The sequence below is a fragment of the Streptomyces olivaceoviridis genome (genome assembly GCF_014650115.1).
In the GTDB taxonomy this organism is placed as follows: domain Bacteria; phylum Actinomycetota; class Actinomycetes; order Streptomycetales; family Streptomycetaceae; genus Streptomyces; species Streptomyces olivaceoviridis.
In genome coordinates this window covers 173,464-196,459 of sequence record NZ_BMUI01000004.1, presented here as the reverse complement: position 1 = coordinate 196,459, position 22,996 = coordinate 173,464, and the positions used below count along the sequence as shown (strand labels likewise).

At 71.7% G+C, this 22,996-nt stretch carries 22 protein-coding genes; 3 read left to right on the top strand and 19 right to left on the bottom strand.

Going from position 1 to position 22,996, the window contains the following annotated elements:
• Positions 1 to 291: 291 nt before the first annotated feature.
• Together IE273_RS10055 and IE273_RS10050 are read right to left on the bottom strand one after the other, a co-directional pair.
• The gene (locus tag IE273_RS10055) at positions 292 to 2,106 is read right to left on the bottom strand and encodes an ABC transporter permease/substrate binding protein (protein WP_189814801.1); all 1,815 of its coding nucleotides are present in this window, start codon (positions 2,104 to 2,106) and stop codon (positions 292 to 294) included.
• The gene (locus IE273_RS10050; RefSeq protein WP_189814800.1) at positions 2,099 to 3,175 is read right to left on the bottom strand and encodes a quaternary amine ABC transporter ATP-binding protein; all 1,077 of its coding nucleotides are present in this window, start codon (positions 3,173 to 3,175) and stop codon (positions 2,099 to 2,101) included. The genes IE273_RS10055 and IE273_RS10050 overlap by 8 nt, the downstream gene beginning before the upstream one ends.
• A 154-nt stretch (positions 3,176 to 3,329) precedes the next feature.
• On the opposite strand from IE273_RS10050, the gene IE273_RS10045 reads away from it, so the two are divergent.
• Together IE273_RS10045 and IE273_RS10040 are read left to right on the top strand one after the other, a co-directional pair.
• Entirely contained in the window at positions 3,330 to 4,250 is a 921-nt protein-coding gene (locus IE273_RS10045) for a 5'-3' exonuclease (RefSeq protein ID WP_189814799.1), read from the top strand.
• A 134-nt stretch (positions 4,251 to 4,384) separates the two neighbouring features.
• The gene (locus tag IE273_RS10040; RefSeq protein ID WP_189814798.1) at positions 4,385 to 5,233 is read left to right on the top strand and encodes a siderophore-interacting protein; all 849 of its coding nucleotides are present in this window, start codon (positions 4,385 to 4,387) and stop codon (positions 5,231 to 5,233) included.
• Positions 5,234 to 5,322: 89 nt separating this feature from the next.
• Here the strand turns inward: IE273_RS10040 and IE273_RS10035 are convergent, their stop codons facing one another.
• On the bottom strand, positions 5,323 to 5,904 hold the full coding sequence (locus IE273_RS10035) for a GNAT family N-acetyltransferase (protein WP_189814797.1): 582 nt from the start codon (positions 5,902 to 5,904) through the stop codon (positions 5,323 to 5,325).
• A gap of 87 nt (positions 5,905 to 5,991) precedes the next feature.
• Here IE273_RS10035 and IE273_RS10030 point away from each other — a divergent pair, with 87 nt between their 5' ends.
• The gene (locus tag IE273_RS10030) at positions 5,992 to 6,945 is read left to right on the top strand and encodes an RluA family pseudouridine synthase (protein WP_189814796.1); all 954 of its coding nucleotides are present in this window, start codon (positions 5,992 to 5,994) and stop codon (positions 6,943 to 6,945) included.
• A gap of 226 nt (positions 6,946 to 7,171) precedes the next feature.
• Here IE273_RS10030 and IE273_RS10025 read toward each other — a convergent pair whose 3' ends face one another.
• The 16 genes from IE273_RS10025 to pafA all read right to left on the bottom strand — a co-directional run bounded on the left by IE273_RS10025 (position 7,172) and on the right by pafA (position 22,990).
• Positions 7,172 to 8,665: a cytochrome P450 gene (locus tag IE273_RS10025; protein WP_189814795.1), complete on the bottom strand. Its 1,494-nt coding sequence runs from the start codon at positions 8,663 to 8,665 to the stop codon at positions 7,172 to 7,174.
• Positions 8,666 to 8,711: 46 nt separating this feature from the next.
• Positions 8,712 to 9,332, bottom strand: coding sequence for a GTP-binding protein (locus IE273_RS10020; RefSeq protein ID WP_189814794.1), 621 nt, complete (start codon positions 9,330 to 9,332; stop codon positions 8,712 to 8,714).
• The gene (locus IE273_RS10015; protein ID WP_189814793.1) at positions 9,313 to 9,747 is read right to left on the bottom strand and encodes a DUF742 domain-containing protein; all 435 of its coding nucleotides are present in this window, start codon (positions 9,745 to 9,747) and stop codon (positions 9,313 to 9,315) included. The genes IE273_RS10020 and IE273_RS10015 overlap by 20 nt, the downstream gene beginning before the upstream one ends.
• Entirely contained in the window at positions 9,744 to 10,148 is a 405-nt protein-coding gene (locus tag IE273_RS10010; RefSeq protein ID WP_014671672.1) for a roadblock/LC7 domain-containing protein, read from the bottom strand. The genes IE273_RS10015 and IE273_RS10010 overlap by 4 nt, the downstream gene beginning before the upstream one ends.
• Complete coding sequence (locus IE273_RS10005) at positions 10,145 to 11,815, bottom strand: sensor histidine kinase (protein ID WP_229887146.1); 1,671 nt, start codon at positions 11,813 to 11,815, stop codon at positions 10,145 to 10,147. The genes IE273_RS10010 and IE273_RS10005 overlap by 4 nt, the downstream gene beginning before the upstream one ends.
• Positions 11,816 to 12,164: 349 nt before the next feature.
• Positions 12,165 to 12,422, bottom strand: coding sequence for a hypothetical protein (locus IE273_RS10000; protein ID WP_189814792.1), 258 nt, complete (start codon positions 12,420 to 12,422; stop codon positions 12,165 to 12,167).
• 312 nt (positions 12,423 to 12,734) lie between these two features.
• On the bottom strand, positions 12,735 to 15,587 hold the full coding sequence (locus tag IE273_RS09995) for a DEAD/DEAH box helicase (protein ID WP_189814791.1): 2,853 nt from the start codon (positions 15,585 to 15,587) through the stop codon (positions 12,735 to 12,737).
• Between the two features lie 141 nt (positions 15,588 to 15,728).
• On the bottom strand, positions 15,729 to 16,679 hold the full coding sequence (tatC, locus tag IE273_RS09990; protein WP_189814790.1) for a twin-arginine translocase subunit TatC: 951 nt from the start codon (positions 16,677 to 16,679) through the stop codon (positions 15,729 to 15,731).
• Between the two features lie 47 nt (positions 16,680 to 16,726).
• Positions 16,727 to 17,008 (bottom strand): Sec-independent protein translocase subunit TatA, encoded by a 282-nt coding sequence (gene tatA / locus IE273_RS09985; protein WP_014671678.1) that lies wholly within the window; start codon positions 17,006 to 17,008, stop codon positions 16,727 to 16,729.
• 259 nt (positions 17,009 to 17,267) lie between these two features.
• A complete protein-coding gene (locus tag IE273_RS09980) occupies positions 17,268 to 17,462 on the bottom strand; it encodes a hypothetical protein (RefSeq protein ID WP_189814789.1) in 195 nt (64 codons plus the stop codon).
• A gap of 42 nt (positions 17,463 to 17,504) precedes the next feature.
• Positions 17,505 to 17,765 (bottom strand): hypothetical protein, encoded by a 261-nt coding sequence (locus IE273_RS09975; RefSeq protein WP_037630432.1) that lies wholly within the window; start codon positions 17,763 to 17,765, stop codon positions 17,505 to 17,507.
• Positions 17,766 to 17,894: 129 nt separating this feature from the next.
• Positions 17,895 to 18,899, bottom strand: a complete 1,005-nt coding sequence (locus IE273_RS09970; protein ID WP_189814788.1) for a helix-turn-helix transcriptional regulator — start codon at positions 18,897 to 18,899, stop codon at positions 17,895 to 17,897.
• A 14-nt stretch (positions 18,900 to 18,913) separates the two neighbouring features.
• Positions 18,914 to 19,867: a helix-turn-helix transcriptional regulator gene (locus IE273_RS09965; RefSeq protein WP_189814787.1), complete on the bottom strand. Its 954-nt coding sequence runs from the start codon at positions 19,865 to 19,867 to the stop codon at positions 18,914 to 18,916.
• 148 nt (positions 19,868 to 20,015) lie between these two features.
• The gene (locus IE273_RS09960) at positions 20,016 to 20,387 is read right to left on the bottom strand and encodes an FKBP-type peptidyl-prolyl cis-trans isomerase (RefSeq protein WP_014671683.1); all 372 of its coding nucleotides are present in this window, start codon (positions 20,385 to 20,387) and stop codon (positions 20,016 to 20,018) included.
• A gap of 87 nt (positions 20,388 to 20,474) precedes the next feature.
• On the bottom strand, positions 20,475 to 21,485 hold the full coding sequence (locus IE273_RS09955) for an FKBP-type peptidyl-prolyl cis-trans isomerase (protein WP_189814786.1): 1,011 nt from the start codon (positions 21,483 to 21,485) through the stop codon (positions 20,475 to 20,477).
• Positions 21,486 to 21,628: 143 nt separating this feature from the next.
• Entirely contained in the window at positions 21,629 to 22,990 is a 1,362-nt protein-coding gene (gene pafA, locus IE273_RS09950; RefSeq protein WP_030653997.1) for a Pup--protein ligase, read from the bottom strand.
• Between the last annotated feature and the right edge of the window lie 6 nt (positions 22,991 to 22,996).

Sequence of the window (22,996 nt, the reverse complement as noted above, 5' to 3'; positions counted from 1 at the left end):
TGTCACATCCCTGACACTTCCGTGATCCCCGACCCCACGGTTCGCGCCAGCGCTCCGGGGTCCGGGAACGCTCCGGGACCCGGTCACCCTGGCGGATGAACACGCCGTCCAGCTGGGCCGGGTGTCCGGGCACGGGCCCTCGCTGCTCACGGTGGGTGATTGGCCTGAACCTTCCCGTAGGACACAGGCCGCCAGGAGTGGCCCGTGAAGACCGCGAGGGGCGGGCGGCACCGGACGCGGGTCGGCGTCCGGCGGCGCCCGCCCCTCGGGAGGCGGTCCGGGAGGGTCAGGTCACCCGGCCGCCTGGCTCGTGGTGTCCTCCTTGGCGACCGGGGCCCACGTGTCGACGAGGCCGGGGTGCTGCCGCAGCCAGGCCCGGACGGCGTCCTGCTCCTTGCCCTTGCCGGCCTTCTGGATCCCCGCCTCCAGGCCGGTCAGCTGCTCCTCGGTCATCGAGAAGTCCTTCAGCCACCGGCCGACCTGCGGGTTGTCGGCGGCGAAGCCCTTGCGGGCGAGGGTGTGCACGCCGTCGCCCTCGCCCCAGGCGCCCTGGGGGTCCTTGAGCTTCTTCAGGTCGTAGTCGCTGTACGCCCAGTGCGGTGACCACAGGGTGACGACGACCGGCTGCTTCCTGGCGTAGGCGCGCTTCAGCTCGGCGAGCATGGCGGGAGTGGAGCCGTCGACCACGTCGTAGCTGCCCTGGAGGCCGTATGCCCCCAGCACCTTGCTCTTCAGCAGGCCCATCATGCCGGCGCTGGGCTCGATGCCGATGATCTTCCCCTGGAACTCGGACGCGTGGTCCTTCAGGTCCGCCAGGGAGTTCACGTCCTTCACGTACGACGGGACGGTCAGTTCCAGGGACGTGGGGCCGTACCACTTGCCGAGGTCGTCCAGCCGCTTGCCGTACTTCGCCCAGTACTCGGCGTGGGTGGTGGGCAGCCAGGAGTCGGTCTGGAAATCGAGCTGGCCGGTGGCGAGGCCGGTGTAGAGCGGGCCGGCGGCGTACTGGGTGGTGGTCACCTTGAAGCCGCGCTCCTCCAGCAGTTCCTTCCAGAGGAAGGTGGAGGCGATGCCCTCGTCCCACGGGATGTAGCCGATCCGGATCTCCTTGCCCTTGCCGATGTCCGCGCCGGAGGCCTCGGAGGTGCCGGCGGAGGAGCCGAAGATCCCGAGCCCGCCCGCGACCAGGGCGAGGACGACCACGCCGACGACGGCGACGGCCGGGCGCGGACGGTACGACCACGCGCGCGTGCGGGCCTTCGCGGCGGCCCTGCGGCCCAGCGGGGAGAGCTGGGTGCCGAGCGCGCCGGTGACGCGGTCCAGGTAGATGGCGAGGACGACGATGCCGACGCCCGCCTCGAAGCCGTAGCCGATGTCGAGTTGGCCGATCGCCTCGTTGACGGCGCCGCCGAGGCCGCCGGTGCCGACCATGCCCGCGATGACGACCATGGACAGCCCCAGCATGATCACCTGGTTGACGCCGGCCATGATGGTCGGCAGCGCGAGCGGGAGCTGGACGCGCCACAGGATGTCGCGCGGGGTGGTGCCGAACGCCTCGGCCGCCTCGACGAGTTCGGCGTCGACCTGGCGGATGCCCAGCTCGGTCATGCGGACGCCGGGGGCGAGCGCGAAGATCAGGGTGGCGACGACACCGGCGGCGGTGCCCAGGCCGAAGAAGAGCATGGCCGGGATCAGCAGCACCATCGACGGCATGGTCTGGAGCAGGTCCAGGACCGGCCGTACGGCGGCGCCGACCGCCCTGGACCGGGCGGCCCAGATGCCCAGCGGGACCGAGATCACCAAGGCGATCACGGTCGCCACGAGGACCAGGGCGAGGGTGGACATGGCCCGGTCCCACAGGTCGAGCGAGTCGACCAGCGCGAAACCGGCGAAGGCGAGGACACCGGCGAGCAGGCCGCGCAGCCACCAGGCGAGCACGGCGAGGATGCCGGCCATCAGCAGCGGCTCCGGGGCGGCGAGCACGGCGTCGACGCCGTCGTACATGCCCTCCAGGACCGCCCTGATGGCGTCGAAGAGCCAGGAGAGGTGGTCGACCAGCCAGTTCACACCGGAGTCGACCCAGTCGCCGAGGTGGATCCTAGGCACGGCCGATCACCTTCCCCCGCGGGTTGTCACAGGGCGCTGGACCGGCCGCCTCCTCGCCGAGGAAGCCGACCAGGCGCTGCCGGGGGACGACACCGACGACGCGGTGCGCCTCGTCCACGACCGAGACGCGGTGGGACAGCCGGGCGCTGATCGCGCACAGCTCGGCGAACGGGGTCTCGCGGGTCGCGGTCTCGCAGCCGCACAGCGGGGCGTCGGCCGTGACCGAGGTGTCCATGAGGGCACCCGCCGTCAGCACCCGGGACCGGTCGACGTCCTGGATGAAGGAGGCGACGTAGTCGTTCGCGGGGCGCAGCAGGATGTCCTCGGCGGTGCCGGTCTGGACGATGCGGCCGTCGCGCATCACGGCGATGCGGTCGCCGAGCCGCATGGCCTCGTTGAGGTCGTGGGTGATGAAGACGATGGTCTTCTTCAGGGTCTTCTGGAGTTCCAGCAGCTGGTCCTGCATGTCACGGCGGATCAGCGGGTCCAGGGCGCTGAAGGACTCGTCCATCAGCAGGACGTCGGCGTCGGTGGCGAGGGCGCGGGCGAGGCCGACGCGCTGCTGCATGCCGCCGGACAGCTCGTCGGGCCAGGACGTCTCCCAGCCGGCCAGGCCGCACAGGGCGAGCGCCTCGTCGGCGCGGCGCTCGCGCTCGGCGCGGGGCACGCCCTGCACTTCCAGGCCGTAGGCGGCGTTGTCGCGGACGCTGCGGTGCGGGAACAGCGCGAAGTGCTGGAAGACCATGCTGATCTTCCTGGAGCGCAGTTCGCGCAGCGCCCGGTCGGTGAGCGCGGTCAGGTCCTGGCCGTCGAAGCGCACGGTGCCCGCGGTCGGCTCCAGCAGCCCGTTGAGCGTGCGCAGCAGAGTGGACTTGCCGGAGCCCGACAGCCCCATGACGACGAAGATCTCGCCGGCCTCGACGCGGAAGGACGCGTCGATCACTGCGGCGGTCGTGCCGTCGGCGCGCAGCTCCGTCCGGTCGGCGCCCTCGCGGAGGCGTTCCACAGCTTCGTCGGGTCGTCTGCCGAACACCTTGTACAGATGCTCCACCTCAAGCCTGGCTGACACGCGGACCTCTCGTCTTCGGGGACGGGACAGAGGCCGCGCCTCCCCAGACCGGGCCGGGGCAAACGCGCGAGTGGCCGGGTTCACGGCGATGCGCGTGACGCAACGCGTTCCGGGAGCGGGGGCCGCTGTCGGTGCCGTGCGGCATGATGCGTGCGTGACCGGACGACTCATGCTCCTTGACACCGCCTCGCTGTACTTCCGCGCCTACTTCGGCGTCCCGGACTCCGTGAAGGCGCCGGACGGCACGCCCGTCAACGCGGTGCGCGGGCTGCTGGACTTCATCGACCGGCTGGTCAAGGACCACCGCCCGGAGCACCTGGTGGCCTGCATGGACGCCGACTGGCGCCCGCAGTGGCGGGTAGACCTCATCCCCACCTACAAGGCGCACCGGGTCGCCGAGGAGCACGAGGGCGCACCGGACGAGGAGGAGGTGCCGGACACCCTCGCCCCGCAGGTGCCGGTGATCGAGGACGTGCTGGACGCGATCGGGATCGCCCGCGTCGGGGTCGCGGGGTACGAGGCGGACGATGTGATCGGCACGTTCACCGCGCGGGCCGGGGGCCCGGTGGACATCGTCACCGGCGACCGCGACCTGTATCAGCTCGTGGACGACGAGCGCGAGGTCCGGGTGCTGTATCCGGTGAAGGGCGTCGGCACGCTCCAGCTGACCGACGAGGCGGCGCTGCGCGAGAAGTATGGCGTCGACGGGCGGGGGTACGCGGATCTGGCGCTGCTGCGCGGCGATCCGAGCGACGGACTGCCGGGCGTGGCCGGCATCGGCGAGAAGACGGCCGCGAAGCTGCTCGCCGAGTTCGGCGACCTGGCCGGGATCATGACGGCGGTCGACGACCCGCGGGCGAAGCTCACGCCGTCGCAGCGCAAGCGGCTCACCGAGGCCCGGCCGTATCTCGCGGTCGCCCCGAAGGTGGTGCGGGTCGCCGACGACGTGCCGCTGCCGGACGTCGACACGGCCCTGCCGCACACCCAGCACGACCCGGCGGCACTGGAGGCGCTGACGCACCGGTGGGGCCTCGGCGGCTCCTTGCAGCGGCTGCTGACCACGCTCGCGGAGTGAGGCCGGCTCACAGTGCGGCGTGAGGCCGGCCCATATTCCGGCAAAGGGATCTCATCGAACGCTCATCGAAGAGGTGTTGAATCGGCGCGAGGTGCTAACTTAGGTAAACCTAACCGACCCCGCAGGAGGCCGTGATGGCAGAGCGTCCGGGACGAAAGCCGCGCAAGCCCCATACCGCCCAGGTGGTGCGCACCGAGCGGCTGACCCCGCACATGCAGCGCGTGGTGCTCGGTGGCGAGGGCCTGGCTGGATTCGCCGCGGACACCTGCACCGACCACTATGTGAAGCTGCTGTTCGGCGCCGCCGGTGTCACCTACCCGGAGCCCTTCGACCTGGAGCGGATCCGCGCCGAGTTCCCGCGCGAGCAGTGGCCGGTGACCCGGACCTACACCGTGCGCGCCTGGGACCCCGTTCAGCGCGAGCTGACCCTGGACTTCGTGGTCCACGGCGACGAGGGCCTGGCCGGCCCCTGGGCGCTGCGCGCGCGGCCCGGCGACATCGTGCGCTTCATGGGCCCCGGCGGCGCGTACGCGCCCGACCTCGATGCCGACTGGCACCTGCTCGCCGGGGACGAGAGCGCGCTGCCCGCCATCGCCCGCGCCCTGGAGACGCTGCCCGCCGGTGCCCGTGCGCACGCGTTCATCGAGGTCTCCGGCCCCGAGGAGGAGCAGAAGATCGACACCGAGGTGCCGGTCGTCTGGCTGCACCGCGGGGACCGGCCGGTCGGCGAGGCCCTGGTGGAGGCCGTACGCGGGCTGGAGTTCCCGGCGGGCCGGCCGCACGCGTTCGTGCACGGCGAGGCGAGCTTCGTGAAGGAGTTGCGCCGGCTGCTGCGGGTCGAGCGCCAGATCCCGCGCGAGGACCTGTCGATCTCCGGTTACTGGCGGCTCGGCCACAACGAGGACGGCTGGCAGGCCTCCAAGCGGGAGTGGAACGCCCGGATCGAGGCGGAGCAGGAGGGCGGCCCGGCGGCGGCTGCCTGAGCGAGCGGAGGGCGGCGGCACCCGGGAGGGGTGCCGCCGCTTTCGTACGCCCGGTTCCCCGTCCGCCGCTCCCGCGGAGTCCCGCCGGGTCAGTCACCCCGTACACGCGCGTGCAGGTGCATGTCGTGCCAGCCGTCCTGGTGGAGGTAGGCGCTGCGCTTGGTGCCCTCCAGGGCGAAGCCGGCCTTGCCTGCGACCCGGCAGGAAGCGGGGTTGGCGAGCGCGTGCATGAGTTCCAGGCGGTGGAAACCGATCTCCTCGAAGGCCCAGTGGGTCAGGGCCGTCGCGGCGCGCAGGGCGACGCCCCGGCCCCGCGCCCCCGCCACCGTCCAGTACGCGATCTCGGCGACGCCGTCGCCGAGCACGATCTGGCGCAGCGCGACCCGGCCCAGCAGCTCGTCCGTGCCCTCGTCCACGACGGCCCACTGCGCGTCGCGCTCGTCCGCCCACCCCCCGCGCCACTGCGCGATCCAGCCGGCCGCCTCCTCCGCGGACTCGCAGGACCGGCCGTGCCACTGGCGCAGCACCGGGTCCTCGAAGGCGGCGTGCACGGCGGGCGCGTCCTCGGCCCGCCACGGACGCAGGAGCGTGCCGCCGGCGGCGGGGAGGGCGGGCTGCGGGGCACGGGCGAGGGCGCCGGGGGTCAGGACGGGGCTGGTGAGAAACGGCATGATCCCTATCCTGCCGAGTGCGGGACCGGCGGACCGCCTCTTCCCGACGGCCACCGGGGTGAGCGTGCCCCCGTACCCTTGACCGCGATGAGACGCCGTACCCCGCCCCCGCCCGCCCCGCTGCCCCAGCGCGAGGGCGTGGACCCCGTGCGCGTCCGGCTGCCCGTGGACGGGGCGTGGGCCACCGTGCGGGAGCATCTGGTGGAGCGGCTGACGGGGGCCCCGGCCGGGGTGGTCGAGTCGATGTTCGCCGCCGGGCTGGTGGTCGGGGCCGACGGGCGGGCCGTGGCGCCGGACGCGCCGTACCGGCCGGGGATGTTCGTCTGGTTCCACCGCGAGCTGCCCGCCGAGGTGCCGGTGCCGTTCCCGGTCGAGGTGGTGTACCGGGACGAGCACATCGTGGTGGCCGACAAGCCGCACTTCCTGGCCACGACCCCGCGTGGTGCGCACGTCGCCGAGACCGCGCTGGCCCGGCTCCGGCGTGAGCTGGGCATCCCGACGCTGACGGCGGCGCACCGGCTGGACCGGCTCACCGCCGGACTGGTGCTGTTCACCGTGCGGCCCGAGGAGCGGGGCGCGTACCAGTCGCTGTTCCGGGACCGGCGGGTGCGCAAGGAGTACGAGGCGGTGGCGCCGTACGACCCCGCGCTCGTGCTGCCCCGGACCGTGCGCAGCAGGATCGTGAAGGAGCGCGGGGTGCCGGCCGCGCGGGAGGTGCCGGGCGAGCCGAACGCGGAGACCCGGGTGGAACTGGCCGGACACCGGGCCGGGCTCGGCCGCTACCGGCTCGTGCCGACCACCGGGCAGACCCACCAGCTCCGGGTGCACCTGACCGCACTGGGCGTGCCCATCCTCGGCGACCCGCTGTACCCCGAGGTGACCGCCCCGGTACCGGCCGGCGACTTCCGCCGCCCCCTGCAACTGCTCGCGCGCGGGCTGGAGTTCACCGACCCGGTCACCGGCACGGAACACACGTTCACCAGCGCCCGCGCCCTGCGCGCGTGGACGTCACACGGGGCCTGGGCGGACGGGACCCTCTAAGCCCCGGTGGGGGACGCCGCACGAGGCCGGGGCGGACGGCACCTGGCCAAGGCGGGGAAACCGCCCCCACCGGACGGCGCCCACCAGCCAGAGCCAGCCGGGACACACCGCCCCCGAACGGCACGCCGACCCCACTGTCCGGCCCTGCCCCCGCCGGGCGTGCCCCGCGGGCGGAGCCCCCGGGTGACCGTGCCACGCCGGGACCGCCGGGGGCACGGCACCGCTGTCACTCCGCGCGCCACCAGCGCAGCAGTCGGCCCCACAGACCCCGGGGGCGCGGCGGTTCCGGGGCCGGCGGGGCGGGGGCCGGGACGAAGGACGCGCGGGCGGGTGCCGGGGTCGGCTCGGCGGCCGGGGCCGGGTCGCTGCTCAGGGTGCCGACCTGCCAGTCGGAGCGCTGCGCCGGGAGGGGCATGGCCCGCGGCGGCATGTCGACGTCCTGCTGCGGCTTCGGTTCGAAGCGCACCGGCAGGGCCACCAGGTGCCGGGAGGCGATGGACGACCGCCAGCGCAGGTCCTCCTCGGCGCAGTCGAGCTGGATGTCGGACAGCCGGGTGAGCAGCGCGTCCACGCCTACGTCCGCGATGGCGCGGCCGATGTCCTGGCCGGGGCACTCGTGCGGGCCGCCGCCGAAGGCGAGATGGGCGCGGTTGCCCTGCATGCTCGCGGACAGGTCGGGCCGCACCCGCGGGTCGACGTTGCCCGGCGCGGGCGCGAAGAGCAGCCCGTCGCCCTTGCGGATCTGCCGGCCGCCCAGCTCGGTGTCCTGCTTGGCGTAGTAGCCGAAGACCGTGCTGAACGGCGGCTCGTCCCACAGGGACTGCTCGATCGCCTCCGGCACGGTCATCTGGCCGCCGTTGAGCTGGGCCCGGAACCCCGGCTCGGTGAGGACCATGCGCAGCGCGTTGGCGAGGAGGTTCGCGGTGGCCTCGTAGGCGGCGAAGAGGACGACCCGCAGGTGTTCGCGGACCTCGTCGTCGCCGAGCCCGGCCGGGTGGGTGAGGAGGTGGCTGGTGAAGTCGTCCTCGGGCCGGACGCGCCGCCGGGTGGTGAGCCGGCTGAGCGCGTCCATGACGTAGGCGTGGCTCTGGATGGCGGTCTCGGTGCCCTTGAGCGCGTCACGGGCGGCCTGCACCATCCGGTCGTTGTACTCCTCCGGCATGCCGAGGATCTCGCACATCACGGCCATCGGCAGGTGCTCGGCGAACTGGGAGACCAGCTCGGCCCGGCCCCGCTCGCAGAAGCTGTTGACCAGGATCTGGGTGTAGCGGCCGATGTGCCGGCGCACCCCGCGGTGGTCGATGGTCTCCATGGCCGCTGTGACCGCGCCGCGCAGCCGCTTGTGCTCCTCGCCCTCGGCGTGGGAGCAGACGGGCTGCCAGGCGATGTGCGGCATGAGCGGGTGGTCGGGCTTGACCGTGCCCTCGCGCAGCGGGGTCCAGATCCGGCTGTCCCGGGTGAACTGCGAGGGGTTGCGCACGAGTTGGAGGTTCTCGGCGTGGCCGAGGACCACCCACATCGGTACGTCGTCGTGGAGCAGCACGGGCGCCACGGGGCCGTGCTCCTCGCGCAGGCGCTCGTAGAGGTCGCCGAGGTCCTCCGCGTCGGGGCCGTGGAGCCGGCGCGGGCTCCCAAGGCCGAGGCCGTGCGCGGGGCAGCCCGGTGGCGGAGCGGAGAGGGTGTCGGGTGTCCCGGTCGGTGAGGGGGATTCAGGCGTCACAGTGGTCGCTCCGGAGCGGAAGGGGGCGGGGTCGGTGGGCTGCCGGTCAGGTGAGGGCGCCGGACATGGCGAGGGAGTGCAGGAAGCCCATCAGGGTCATCAGTACGTCCTTGCTGGATGCCCGGCGGCGCACATCGCAGTCGATGATCGGGACGTCCGGGCTCAGGTCGAGGGCGGTGCGCAGTTCCTCGACCGGGTAACGGGGGGCGTCCGGGAAGGAGTTGACGGCGACGACGAAGGGCACGCCGCCCTCCTCCAGCCGGCCCATCACGTCGAAGCTGACCTCCAGGCGCCGGGTGTCGACCAGGACGACCGCGCCGAGGGCGCCTTCGAACAGGCCGTTCCACAGGAACCAGAAGCGCTCCTGGCCGGGGGTGCCGAAGAGGTAGAGCACCAGCTTCTCGGTGATGCTGATCCGGCCGAAGTCCATGGCCACGGTGGTGGCCGTCTTGGACTCGGAGCCGTAGTCGTCGTCGACGCCGATGCCGGCCTGGGTCATGGTCTCCTCGGTGGTCAGCGGTCTGATCTCGCTGACCGAACCGACCATGGTGGTCTTGCCGACGCCGAAGCCGCCCACGATCACGATCTTCACCGCGGCCTGTGCGGTGTGCGGCAGGTGGTCCTCGGTGCGCGGGCCGGGGAGCGTGTCAGAGCCTTTGAAGTCCATGCATCACCGCTTCGAGGAGTGAACGGTCGGGGAGCGCCTGGCGGACGATGGGGGCGCGCGCCTGCACCAGTTCGGCCGTGATCAGCTCGGTGAGCAGGACGGTCATCGTGCTGAACGGCAGTCGGAGGTAGGCCGACAGCTCCGCCACGGACAGGGGGGCCTTGCAGAGCCTGAGCACCGCCGCCTGCTCCGGGGTGGCGGAGACCGGGGGCGCGGAGCGCGCCACGATCAAGGTCACCAGATCGAGTTCGGCGCGGGCGCCGTCGCCGGACCCGGCGACGGAGTACAGCCGTTCCGGGTTGTCGCCCGGTCCCTTGGCCTCCGCCGCCTCCGCCGCCTGCGCCGACGGGGACCGCGGGGGCTGTGGAGCGGGCGGAGGCTGCGGCCGGCGCCGCGTGCGTCGTGGAGGGGTCATACGGTCTGCCCGTTCCGCCGGGGCGGACTGGTGAGGTGGGCGCCGATCCGGACGACGAGGTCGCGCATCATGCCGCTCATCCGCCCCGGTTCGCAGGTCACGTCGGAGAGCACGGCGAGGTAGGCGTTGGGGCCGGCGTTCATGAGGTAGAAGTAGCCGCCGTCGATCTCGAAGACGACGGTCTTCATGTCGCCGGCGCCGGGTAGCTCCTGGACGATGGCGCCGGCCAGGCTCTGCACGCCCGCGCAGGCCGCGGCGACCCGGTCGGCGGCGTCGGGGTCGCCGCCGTAGCGGGCGATGCGCAGGCCGTCGGCGGAGAGGACCACGATCATCTCGATGCCCGGCACGCCGTCGTTGAGCTGCTTGAGCATCCAGTCCAGGTTGCCTCGCTGCTGAATCACTTGAGGTCCCCCTCGTCGTCGGCCTCGGTGGCGCCCTGGACGGGGTCGGCCGAATCCTTGAGCAGATGCAGGTACTTGGTGGGGTGGAGCGTGAAGTCGGTCAGTTGGGAGGTGGGGGTGTCCGGGGGCATGCCCTCGCGCAGGCCGTCCCAGAAGGCCTCCATCCACATGCCCGGCGGCCGTTCCATGAGCTTCTTGCGCTCGGGGTCCATCTCCGGCTCGGGTTCCGGCTCGGCCTGCTTCTGGGACCAGATGGTCGGCCGGCCCTCGCGCTCGGCGCGTTCGATGGCGGCCTGTTCGGCGTACCGCTGGCTGAGCGGGATCTTCACCCGGCTGCGGCGCTGCGGGAGGCCGCCCGCGGTCCACTCGGTGACCTCGGGGATGTCGTCCTCCAGCGAGATCCCGGCGGGGATCTTAGGGCTGGTGGGGCGGCGTTTCTTGGGCGGGCGCTTGGGGCCCTCGACGGCGTCCGCCGTGGGGATCTGGGCGGCGGCGGCCCCGATGCCGTGCGCGGCGCCGACGCCGGGTTCGGTGGTCGTCATGACGCGCGGCACCACGAGGATCGCGCGGACGCCGCCGTACGCGGAGGAGCGCAGCGAGACGTCCATGTCGAACCGCTTGCAGAGGCGGCCGGCGACGGCGAGGCCGAGGCGCGGGTTCTCGCCGAGGTTGTGCGCGTCCTCGCCGTTCTTGGCGTCCTCGATCATCCGCTCGATGCGGGCGCGGGACTCCTCGCTGAGGCTGACGCCGCAGTCCTCGATCTCGATGACGATGCCGGTCTGCACCTCGACGGCGGTGACGTGCACCTTCGTCGACGGCGGCGAGTAGCGCGTGGCGTTGTCGAGGAGTTCCGCGGCGGCGTGGATGACCGGCTCGACCGCGGTGCCCTTGATGTTGATGTTGACGATCGAGGCGAGGTTGATGCGGCGGTACTCCAGGATGCGGGACATCGCGCCGCGCAGCACGCTGTAGAGGGAGACCGGCTTGGGCCACTGACGGCCCGGCCGGCCGCCGCCGAGGACGGAGATGGTGTCGGCGAGCCGGCCGATCAGCGAGGTGCCGTGGTCGATGCGCAGCAGGTCGTCGAAGACCTCGGGGTTGCGGCCGTGGTCCTCCTCCATCTCGCGCAGTTCGTAGGCCTGCTGGTGGACGATGGCCTGGACGCGGCGGGCGACGCTCACGAAGGAGCGCTCGGTGGCGTCGCGCATCGAGATCTCCTGGTCGGCGCCGCGCAGCGCGATGCGTACCAGTTCGCGGTAGCCCTCGGGCAGGCCGCGCAGGTCGGGGTCCGCGTCGAACACGTCGCGTACGACGTCCCGCAGCACCTGGCCGCGGCGCAGCCGGTAGAAGCCGGCGGGCAGGACGTCGGTGGCGAAGCGCTCCATCAGATCGTTGTGCGCGGCGATCCGCTGCTCCAGGTACGCGGCGTGACGGGCGTGCTCGGCCCGCGCCTCGCGGAGCAGACGGCCGCGCCGGGCGGCCTCCCCGGCCGTGCCGAGGACCAGCAGGACGGCCAGCGCTCCGCACACGCCGACGGCGAGCCGGGCCGTGGGCGGTACCAGGGCGACGGCGGCCCCGGCCGCCGCGGCCATCACTATGGCCGGTGGCAACAGCACGCGCGCATAGGGATGTTCACGGCGACCGGGAGGCTTCTGAACACTCACCATGGATGCCTTCTGAGACGAATCGGCTGGGTTCGGGGGTGCTTGCGGGGGGAAGACAAACAGAACCTGTCAGGATGCATTCCGCATATGGGAACAGACGCACGATTTGGCTCAACTCGGTGCGTCGCGGGCGAGCTTAGTCCGACCGGATCATCGCCGTGTCATATTCGGCAAGCGCCTGAAATCGCCCCGCGCGCGGAGTACTCTCAACTCCTTTTGCACACTGGGCTTTTGCTCGCACACGAGGAGTAACGGCACACGGGCGTACGAAAGTCGCTCACCGTGCGGGGTGAAACGCGAACGGGGGCCGCACCTCGACGGCCGCGCCTCCCGTTCACCGACGTGACCGCCCTCACCCGGTCACGTCGAGCAGGTGCGCGGCGCGGTGATCCCGGCCGTGGACAGGGCCGCGGCGCCATACGGCCGCGGCGCGGTGCCGCTCCGGTACGACGGCGAGGCCGTCCAGCGGCACCGGGGCCCGCTCCGCGCACCCCCGGCGCAGCCACGATGACCCGCCCGCGCCCTCCAGGACGACCACGCCCGCGAGGTCGTACCCGGGCACGGTCCCGGACGCCGGGCACCGGCCGAGCACCGGCTTCCTCCGGTTCACGGCCCCTGTCGGACCCCGATCAGCGCCTCCCCCGGCCCGGGGTCCGGCTCGGGCGTCTCACCCGGCCGCGCACAGGCGGACCTACGACCCACCGGCAACGTGCAGGACCCGTTCGCCGCGCTCCTCCAGGAGCGGGCGGAGTGATCGCGCGGCCGTCAAGACCGGCTCCCGGCCGTCCGGCCCCGGCGTACTTCCCCCGCCTCCTGGCCTTCCTGGACGCGCCGGCCGAGACGGCGGGAGCTGGACGCGGCCCTGGTACGCCCACAGGGCCCGGACCGTCCGGCGAGGACGGCCCGGGCCCTGCCGGACGGGTCACCCCACGGACGAGTAGGCGACCACACCCCGCAGCAACTGGTCGACCGCCTTGCGCGCGGCCTTGGCCACGGTCGACCCCTCCGCGGGAGCCGCGGCGGAGATCTGCCCCAGCACGTCGATGACCTGCTTGCACCACCGCACGAAGTCCCCGGCCGGCATCTCCGCCTCCCGCAGCACCTCGTCGAGCCCCTTGCCGGACGCCCACATGTACGCGGCCCAGGCGAAGCCGAGATCCGGCTCCCGCTGTCCGACGCCCTCGGTCTGGTTGATCCTGAACTCCTCCTCCAGCCCGTCGAGCCGGCCCCAGATCCGCACCATCTCACCGAGCACGGCCTTGGCCTTGCCGGAGGGCAGCTTCGGCGCCATGGCGTCGTCGCCGACCCGGGCCTCGTACACCAACGCGGAGACGCAGGCGGCGAGTTCGGCGGGGGCCAGCCCCTCCCAGACCCCCTCGCGCAGGCATTCGCTGGCCAGCAGGTCCAGTTCGCCGTAGAGCCGCGCGAGCCGCTTGCCGTGCTCGGTGACCTCGTCGCCGCGCAGATAGTCCAGCTCGGTCAGCAGGGCCACGATCCGGTCGAAGGTCCGCGCGATGGTGTTCGTACGGCCCTCGATGCGCCGCTCCAGCTGCGAGGTGTCGCGCAGCAACCGGTAATAACGCTCGGCCCAGCGGGCGTGGTCCTCACGGTCGTTGCACCCGTGGCAGGGATGCGCCCGGAGCGCCGTCCGCAGCCGTGCGATCTCCCGGTCGTCGGCGGCCTGGGACCGCTTCTTGCGCGCCCGCTCCGGCGGGATGTGCCCGGCCTTGGTCCGCAGCGCGGAGGCGAGGTCCCGGCGGGACTGCGGCGAGCGCGGGTTGAAGGTCTTCGGGATCCGCATCCGGTCCAGCGGCTCGACCGGCACCGGGAAGTCCATCGACGCCAGCCGCTTGACCTGCCGCTCGGCGGTCAGCACCAGCGGGCGCGGCCCGTCGTGGGCGTCGAAGCCGCGGTGGCCGTTGGAGCGGCCGGCGGGCAGACCCGGGTCCAGGACCAGGGCGAGGCCCGCGTACTTGCCCGTGGGCACGTGGATGACATCGCCCGGCTTCAGCTTCTCCAGGGCGACGGCGGCCTCGGCCCGGCGCTCGGCGGCGCCCTGCCGGGCCAGCTCGGTCTCCCGGTCCTTCAGCTCGCGGCGCAGCCGCGCGTACTCCTCGAAGTCGCCGAGGTGGCAGGTCATGGAGGCCTTGTAGCCCTCCAGACCCTCCTCGTTGCGCTGCACCTGCCGCGAGATGCCCACGACCGACTTGTCGGCCTGGAACTGGGCGAAGGAGGTCTCCAGCAACTCGCGCGAGCGGTGCCGGCCGAACTGCTCGACCAGGTTGACCGCCATGTTGTACGACGGCTTGAAGCTGGAGCGCAGCGGGTACGTGCGCGTGCCCGCGAGACCGGCGAGGTGCTCGGGGCTCATGCCGCGCTGCCACAGCACCACGGCGTGGCCCTCGACGTCGATGCCCCGGCGCCCGGCCCTGCCGGTCAGCTGGGTGTACTCACCGGGCGTGATGTCGGCGTGCTGCTCGCCGTTCCACTTGACGAGCTTCTCCAGCACCACCGAGCGGGCGGGCATGTTGATGCCGAGCGCGAGGGTCTCGGTGGCGAACACGGCCTTGACCAGGCCGCGTACGAACAACTCCTCCACGACCTCCTTGAAGGTCGGCAGCATGCCCGCGTGGTGGGCGGCGATGCCGCGCTCCAGGCCCTCCAGCCATTCGTAGTAGCCGAGGACGTGCAGGTCCTCGGTCGGGATGGAGGCGGTGCGCTCCTCGACCAGGGCGCGGACCTGCTCCCGTGCCTCCTCGTCGTTCAGTCTCAGGCCCGCGTACAGGCACTGCTGGACGGCGGCCTCGCAGGCGGCGCGGCTGAAGATGAAGGTGATGGCCGGGAGCAGGCCCTCGGAGTCGAGCCGTTCGATGACTTCGGGGCGCCCCGGGGTCCACACGCGCGAGCGCTGTCTGCGCTCGCGCTCCCGGTCGGCCTCGCGCATCGCCCGGCCGCGCCTGCGGTCCTGGTACGACGGCCGGGTGGCCTCCATCCGGGCCAGCCGGACCAGGTCGGGGTTGACGGCCTTCTTGTGGCCCTCGCCCTCCTCGAACAGGTCGTACATCCGGCGCCCGGCGAGCACGTGCTGGAACAGCGGCACGGGCCGGTGCTCGGAGACGATCACCTCTGTGTCGCCGCGGACGGTGTCCAGCCAGTCACCGAACTCCTCCGCGTTGGACACGGTGGCGGAGAGCGAGACCAGGGTCACCGACTCGGGCAGGTGGATGATCACCTCCTCCCAGACGGCGCCGCGGAAGCGGTCGGAGAGGTAGTGCACCTCGTCCATGACCACGTAGCCGAGGCCGAGGAGGGTCTGCGAGCCGGCATAGAGCATGTTCCGCAGCACCTCGGTGGTCATCACGACCACCGGGGCGTCGGAGTTCACGCTGTTGTCGCCGGTGAGCAGGCCCACCTTCCCGGTGCCGTAGCGGCGGCACAGGTCGGCGTACTTCTGGTTCGACAGTGCCTTGATGGGTGTCGTGTAGAAGCACTTCTTGCCCTGTTGCAGGGCGAGGTGGACGGCGAACTCGCCCACGATCGTCTTGCCCGAGCCGGTGGGGGCGGCCACCAGGACGCCCTTCCCGGCTTCGAGCGCCTGGCAGGCCTCGATCTGGAAGGGGTCGAGGCCGAAGTCGTACATCTCGCGGAAGGAGGCGAGCGCGGTGGCCTGCTCGGCTGCCCGCCTGCGGGCTGCCGCGTACCGCTCGGCCGGTGAGAGGTCCTGTGTCATCGTACTTTCGAGCGTACCGGGCCTCACTGACAACAGGACGATCATTATCCGGATCACCTTCCGGACGACAGCCGGAGGGTAAGAAGAACGGAAGAATCACGATGGCCTGCCTGCCGGACGGCCGGTGGGACACGAATGCCCCCGTCCTCAGGGGTCGGGGGCATCGCGTGGCGGCTCGGTGAGGGCTCAGGTCACGTCGTCGTATCCGTTGACCCGGTCGGTGCCCGTCTGCTCGGGCAGGGCCCGGTTGGCCGAGACGGGCTCGGCGTCGCCGATGTCCTCGGGCGTGAGGTCCAGCTCGGAGGCCTCGTCGTCCGCGGGGCCCGCGGCCTCGCGGCGGCGCCGGCGCCTGTCGTTGAGCAGCGAGAAGGCGACCGCGCCGAAGTACAGCACCCAGATCGGCCCGGCGAGGGCCAGCATGGACAGCGGGTCGGTGCTCGGGGTGGCCACGGCCGCGAAGACCGTGATGCCGAGGATCATGGCGCGCCACCAGCCGAGCATGCGCCGGCCGGTCAGCACCCCGGTGAGGTTGAGCATGATCAGCAGCAGCGGCAGCTCGAAGGAGAGGCCGAAGACGACCACCATGCGGGTGACCAGCTGGAGCAGGTCGTCGAGCGGCAGGAAGTTCCTGATGGACCCGTTCGGCGTGAAGTCGATCAGCACCTTCGCGGTGGTGGGCAGCACCTTGTACGCGAAGAAGGCACCACCGAAGAACAGCGGGGCACCGGTGAAGACGAAGGCGTAGGCGTACTTCTTCTCGTGCCGGTGCAGACCCGGCGCGACGAAGGCCCACAGCTCGTACAGCCAGATCGGCGAGGCCAGTACGACACCCGCCGTCAGGGAGACCTGGAGGGCCAGCGTGAACGGGGCGAGGAGACCGTTGATCGTGATCTCCGCGCACTGGTGCTTGCCGCTGGCCTTCGCCAGCTCCTCGAAGGTCTCCGGGCAACCGATCGAGTCGAGGATGGGCCTCGTCAGGAAGTTGATGATGTCGTTGTAGAAGAAGGCGGCGACGACCGTCACGACGACGATGGCCAGCATGGCCTTCGCGAGCCGGTTGCGGAGCTCACGAAGGTGATCCGCGAGGGGCATCCGCCCCTCGGGATCCTTCTCCTTGTTGCGGGCAGGCTTGAGCAACCCACGTCCTCATCTCGTGCGGCAGGCCGGGGGTTTCCGGCCGTGCGTCAGCGCTGGGTGGTGTCCGTCGGCTCGTTGACCGGCCGCGAGCTGGTCACGTCACCGGGGGCCGCCTGGATGGTGCGCTGCGCCGGAGGCTGCTCGCCCGTGGTGGGCGCCTGGGCGGACGTGTTTCCGCCCTCTTCCTTCATCGCCTTGGCCTCGCTCTTGAGGATGCGCGCGGACTTGCCGAGCGAGCGGGCCATGTCCGGAAGCTTCTTCGCGCCGAACAGCAGGATGATGACGACGAGGATGAGAATGATCTCGGGAGCTCCGAGCCTTCCGAACATAAGTCTTTACCTTCTCACCGAGGCGGCTGGGTGGGGTGCTGTCCGACCAGTCGGACATGTGTCCGATGGTCATGCTGGCAGCGATCGTAACGCTCAGGGGTAAACGTGAGGCAATCCCCGTGCGTACTCCCGGTCCACGATGCGGGCCTCGTTCTCCACACCGGGACCAGCAGCGTACCTGTCCCACAGGCCAGCATGACAGGGCGAAGTGACGCAAAGCGCTTGCGTCGCCGGTCTCACGGGCACCGTTCGGCACTGCTCACAGTGCGTCCACCGCGTCGGCCGCGCGCGCGGACGCCCGCTCCAGATCCTCGGCGGCCCTGCTGATACGGCGTGCGGAGTCCGCGACCTGCTCCCCGAGGCGCCGCGCCTCCAGGAACACCCGCACGGCCAGCACCCCCAGGACGGCGACACCCAGGAAACCCATCGCTACCGCGAACATCGGCCAGAACATGACGCCGAGCCTAGACCGTGCGCCGACGCGGAGCGCCGGGGGCTACACCGTGGAGTGCAGCCGCAGGGTCCTGACCCCGCCGCCGGTGAGCAGCTCGACGATCCGCTCCCCGGCGGGCTTGCGGACCGCGGCGCCGCAGTCGGGGCAGGTGAAGGAGTAGAACGTCGTCCGGCTGCTGGCGCCGATGGCGAGGCGCAGCGCGCCGGCGGCGAGTTCGAAGCGGCCCCGGCAGTCCGGGCAGCCGGCCCTGAACATCACCGGGACCGCTCTTCTCATGCCGGCGAAGGCGGTCGCCACCGTCATCTCACCCGCACGCTCGCTCACAGGCCTCGCTCCTTCTTCCGGTCGTTCACCACGCCGCCGGCAGTGCCGCGTCGTGCCGCTTCGCGTCCGCGGCGCCATGGGGGCTTCTCGCGCGGTTCCCCGCGTCCCTCACAGCCCCGGGCCCGCCGGCGGCTCCCCGTCGTACGCCGCCAGCGCCTCCGCCGCCGCTCCCCTGGCGCTCTCGGTGAGCTCCGGCGGGGAGACGATCCGGCCGTCGCGGCCGAGGCGCAGGGCGAGCCGGCGCAGGGAGGCCGGGTCGGGGGTGCGCAGAGTGATGCGCAGCCCGCCGTCGGGAAGCTCATCGGCGCTGTCGTGCGGGTAGTACTCGGCGACCCAGCGGCCACCGGGGCCGACCTCGACCACGACCTCGGGGTCCTCGGCGGCCGGCTGCACCAGCCCCTCGGAGAGGTCGCGCAGTTCTATCTCGGGCGGGGCCGACGGCGCGTCGAGGATCTTGATCTCGGCGACCCGGTCGAGGCGGAAGGTGCGCCGGGCCTCGGAGCGGCGGCACCAGGCCTCCACATAGGTGTGGCCGACGCTGACCAGGCGGATCGGGTCGATCTCGCGCTCGGTGACCTCGTCCCGGGCCGGGGAGTAGTACCGGATCCACAGCCGGCGGCGCTCGGAGATCGCCCGGTCGACGTCGGCGAAGACTCCACCCTCGGACTCGAAGGTCACCGACAGCCGGGAGCTGGCACCGGCGGCCTCACCGGCGGCGGCCTCCACCTTGGCGGTGGCGCGCAGCAGGGCCTGCCGGTCGCTCTCCCGCAGACCGGGCAGCGTGGAGACCGCGCGGGCGGCCACCAGCAGCGCGGTGGCCTCGTCGGCGGCGAGCCGGAGCGGTTCGGCCGCCTCCTCGCCGAGCGCGGCCGGGTTGTGCCACCAGATGCGCTCGCCGTCGGTGTCGATGTCCAGCAGGTCGCCACCGCGGAAGCTCGTGCCGCACATGGGCAGCAGATCGAGGTCGGCGACCAGCTCGTCCTCGGTGATGCCGAAGGCGCGCGCCACATCGGCGATCCGGGCGCCGGGGCGCTCTCTCAGATACGTCACCAGGGAGAGCATCCGCCGCGTCTGGTCGATGGCGTTGACCGTCCTGGCCGGTTTGACTGCCACAGTCCCGCTCCCCCTCAGCCCTTGGCCACGGCGCGCAGCCGGTCCACCACGTCGGCCCGCAGCTCGGCCGGCTCCAGGACCACCACGTCCGGCCCGAACTCCACCAGCCAGGCGTCCAGGCCGTGCCCGTACGGAATCTCCAACTCGTCCCAGCCGTCGCCGAGTTCCCGGACCTCGGTGGCCTTCGCCCGAAGGGGGTAACCGGAGCCGGAGCGCAGCCGGATCAGTGCCGAGCGGTCGGCGATCTCACCGGCCCAGCCCGCGACGGTCTCACGTACGGTGACGACGTCCGGCACGGGCGCGGTGAAGCCCGTGCCCCGGGAGCGGACCTTGCCGGTGATCCGGGAGAGCCGGAAGACGCGCTCGGCGCCCCGGTCGCGGTCGAAGCCGGCCAGGTACCAGTGGCCGCGCCAGCACTCCAGCGCCCACGGCTCGACGTGCCGGGGCTCGGGGCGGGCGGCGGAGGCCTTGCGGTACTCGAAGACCACCGGGCGGCGGTCGCGGCAGGCCAGCATCAGCGGCTCGAAGGCGGCCTCGTGCACGGGGATGCGCGGCTCCAGGGCGCCGTGCGCCCCGTAGGGGTCGACGCCCTCGGGGAGCCCGGCGGCGCGCAGCTTCTGCAAGGCGCCGCTGGCGGCCCCGGCCAGCCGGGCCTGCTGCCAGACCTTGGCGGCGAGGCCGAGGGCGGCGGCCTCCTCGGCGTCCAGGGTGATGGGGGGCAGGCGGTTGCTGTCGCGGCGGGCGAGGTAGCCGACCTCGCCGTCGAGGTTCTCGACGGTCTCGATGACCAGGCCCAGTTCCCGCAGGTCGTCCTTGTCCCGCTCGAACATGCGGTTGAAGGAGTCGTCGCTGCCCGCTTCCAGGTAGGCCTCGATGGACTCGCGCAGCTCCCGCTTGCTGAGCGGCCGCCGCGTCCCGAGCAGACACAGCGCGAGGTTCATCAGCCGCTCGGCCTTGGCAATGGCCATCGACGCCCTTCGCCTTCCCTATGGTGCTTCCGACCGACGACCGTACCGCTCCGCGGGGCGGTGACAAAAGCCGAGGGCCCATGCCCGAGCAGGCATGGGCCCCAGGTGATCGGTTCCGGTCGGACCCGGCCGGCCGATCGGGTGCGGATCAGACGCCGAGCAGGTCGACCACGAAGATGAGGGTCTCGCCGGGCTTGATCGCCGGGGTCGGGCTCTGGTTGCCGTAGGCGAGGTGGGCGGGGATGGTCAGCTGGCGGCGGCCACCGACCTTCATGCCCTGCACGCCCTGGTCCCAGCCCTTGATGACCCGGCCGCCACCCAGCGGGAAGCGGAACGGGGTACCGCGGTTCCAGCTGGCGTCGAACTCCTCGCCGGTGCTGAAGGCGACGCCCACGTAGTGGACGGTGACGTTCTGGCCCGCCTGCGCGACCGGCCCGTCGCCCTCCCAGATGTCCTTGATCTCCAGGTCCGCCGGGGGCTCGCCGCCCGGGAAGTCGATCTCGGGCTTGTCGATGCTCACGTCAAAAGCTCCTGCTTGTGTACGACACGGAACGTGGACAGTCTTTCATCATCGCGGGCCTCCCGCCCGCCCCGGAGGCCCCGGGCGTCACATGGCCGCGAGGATGTCCACGGTGAACACGAGCGTGGCGTCCTTCTTGATGACTCCGCCGCTCGGCGGGTTGTCGCCGTACCCCAGGTCCGGCGGGACGACGATCAGGACCCGGCTGCCGACCTTCTTGCCGGTCAGGCCCTGGGCGAGGCCCTTGACCGCCTGCTGCATCTGCTCCAGCGAGAACTGGCTGAGCCGGCCGGAGCCGTACGTCCGCTGGAAGGTCTTGCCGCTGTCCCAGACCAGGCCCTGGAACTGGCACAGGATCGTCTGGTCGGCCTTCAGCTCGGGGCCGTCGCCCTCCAGGACGTACTCCGACACGAGCTTCTTCGGCGGGCCGGCCTTCGGCACGGTGACCTTGGGCACCTGGCCGTCGGTGTTGGTGGCCACCTTCGGCAGGGCGGCGTCGTGCTGCGGGACCGGCGTGCCCTTGGCCGAGCTCTTGGAGTTGAAGGAGTCGATCAGGTCGATGACGAAGACCAGGGTGTCGGTGCCCTTGATGCCCGCCTGCGCGTTGCCCTCCGTGCCGTAGCCCCAGGTGGGCGGGACGGCGATCTGGACGCGGCTGCCGGTCTTCTTGCCCGCGAGGCCGTACCGCCAGCCGTCGATGATGCCGCCCTGGGCGAGCTGGATGACCAGCGGGCGCTTGCGGTCGTAGGAGTTGTCGAAGACCTTGGCCGTGCTCCAGATCTGACCGAGGTAGTTCGCCTGGATGAAGTCGTTCTCCGCGACCGTGCGGCCACTGCCCGCGATCAGCGTCTTCACCGCGAGGTTCTTCGACGGATCGCCCGGCCCCTTGGCGACGGTCGGCTTCTCGCCGAACTTCGTGCCCGCCGTGACCGCCGGAAGCGGCCCGTCCACGATCTTGGGCGGGGGCGCGGACGACGCCGAGGCCGAGGCCGACGGTGAGGCGCCGGTCTTACCGGAATCGGACTTGCCGTCACCGCATCCGGCGAGTGTGACCAGTCCTGCGGGAACGGCGGCGAGGAGGAGTGAGCGTCGGCGCACGGAAGAGCCTCGTAATCGGTCGATCTTGCGGATGGCGTGCGCGCAACTCTACGACTTGAGCAGGGCGCCGTACGGGAAACGTACGGCGCCCGTGTGGCGTTCCGGCATAGGTGTGCCGGAACGCTTGACCCACCTGCCGGTGACTACATTCCGGCGATGAGCTTCTCCACCCGGTCGTCCACCGAACGGAACGGGTCCTTGCACAACACGGTGCGCTGTGCCTGGTCATTGAGCTTGAGGTGCACCCAGTCGACCGTGAAGTCCCTGCGCTGTTCCTGGGCCCGCCGGATGAAGTCGCCGCGCAGCCGGGCGCGAGTGGTCTGCGGCGGAACCGACTTGCCCTCGAAGATCTTCAAGTCATTGCAGACGCGGGCGGCTTGGCCCTTCTTCTCCAGCAGGTAGTACAGGCCACGACGGCGGTGGATGTCGTGGTAGGCGAGGTCTATCTGGGCGACCCGCGGGTGCGACATCGTCATGTTGTGCTTGGCCCGGTACCGCTCGATGAGCTTGTACTTCATGACCCAGTCGATCTCGGTCTCGATGCGGTCGAGTTCCTCGTTCTCGATCGCTTCGAGGGTGCGGCCCCACAGGTCCAGGACCTGCGCGACCGTGCCGGTGCGGATGCCCCGGCGGTCGCAGAAGTCCACGGCCTTGTCGAAGTACTCGCGCTGCACCTCCAGCGCCGAGGCCTCCCGGCCGCTGGCCAGGCGCACCTTGCGCCGGCCGGTGATGTCGTGGCTGACCTCGCGGATCGCCCGGATCGGGTTCTCCAGGGTGAGGTCGCGCATCACGGTGCCGGCCTCGATCATGCGCAGCACCAGGTCGGTGGCGCCGACCTTGAGCAGCATCGTCGTCTCGGACATGTTCGAGTCGCCGACGATGACGTGCAGCCGGCGGTAGCGCTCGGCGTCCGCGTGGGGTTCGTCGCGGGTGTTGATGATGGGCCGGGAGCGGGTCGTCGCCGAGGAGACGCCCTCCCAGATGTGCTCCGCGCGCTGGCTGACGCAGTAGACGGCGCCGCGCGGGGTCTGGAGCACCTTGCCGGCGCCGCACAGCAGCTGCCGGGTGACGAGGAAGGGGATGAGGATGTCCGCGAGCCGGGAGAACTCCCCGTGCCGGGCCACCAGGTAGTTCTCGTGGCAGCCGTAGGAGTTGCCCGCCGAGTCGGTGTTGTTCTTGAAGAGGTAGACGTCGCCCGCGATTCCCTCCTCGTGCAGGCGTCGTTCCGCGTCCACCAGGAGTCCTTCGAGAATGCGCTCGCCGGCCTTGTCGTGGGTGACCAGTTCGATCACGTTGTCACATTCGGGGGTCGCGTATTCCGGATGTGAGCCCACGTCGAGATAGAGCCGGGCGCCGTTTCGCAGAAAGACATTGCTGCTGCGGCCCCATGACACGACACGGCGGAAGAGGTACCGCGCCACCTCGTCAGGAGACAGGCGGCGCTGTCCCCTGAACGTGCACGTGACGCCGTACTCGTTCTCCAGCCCGAAAATGCGGCGGTCCATGAGGGA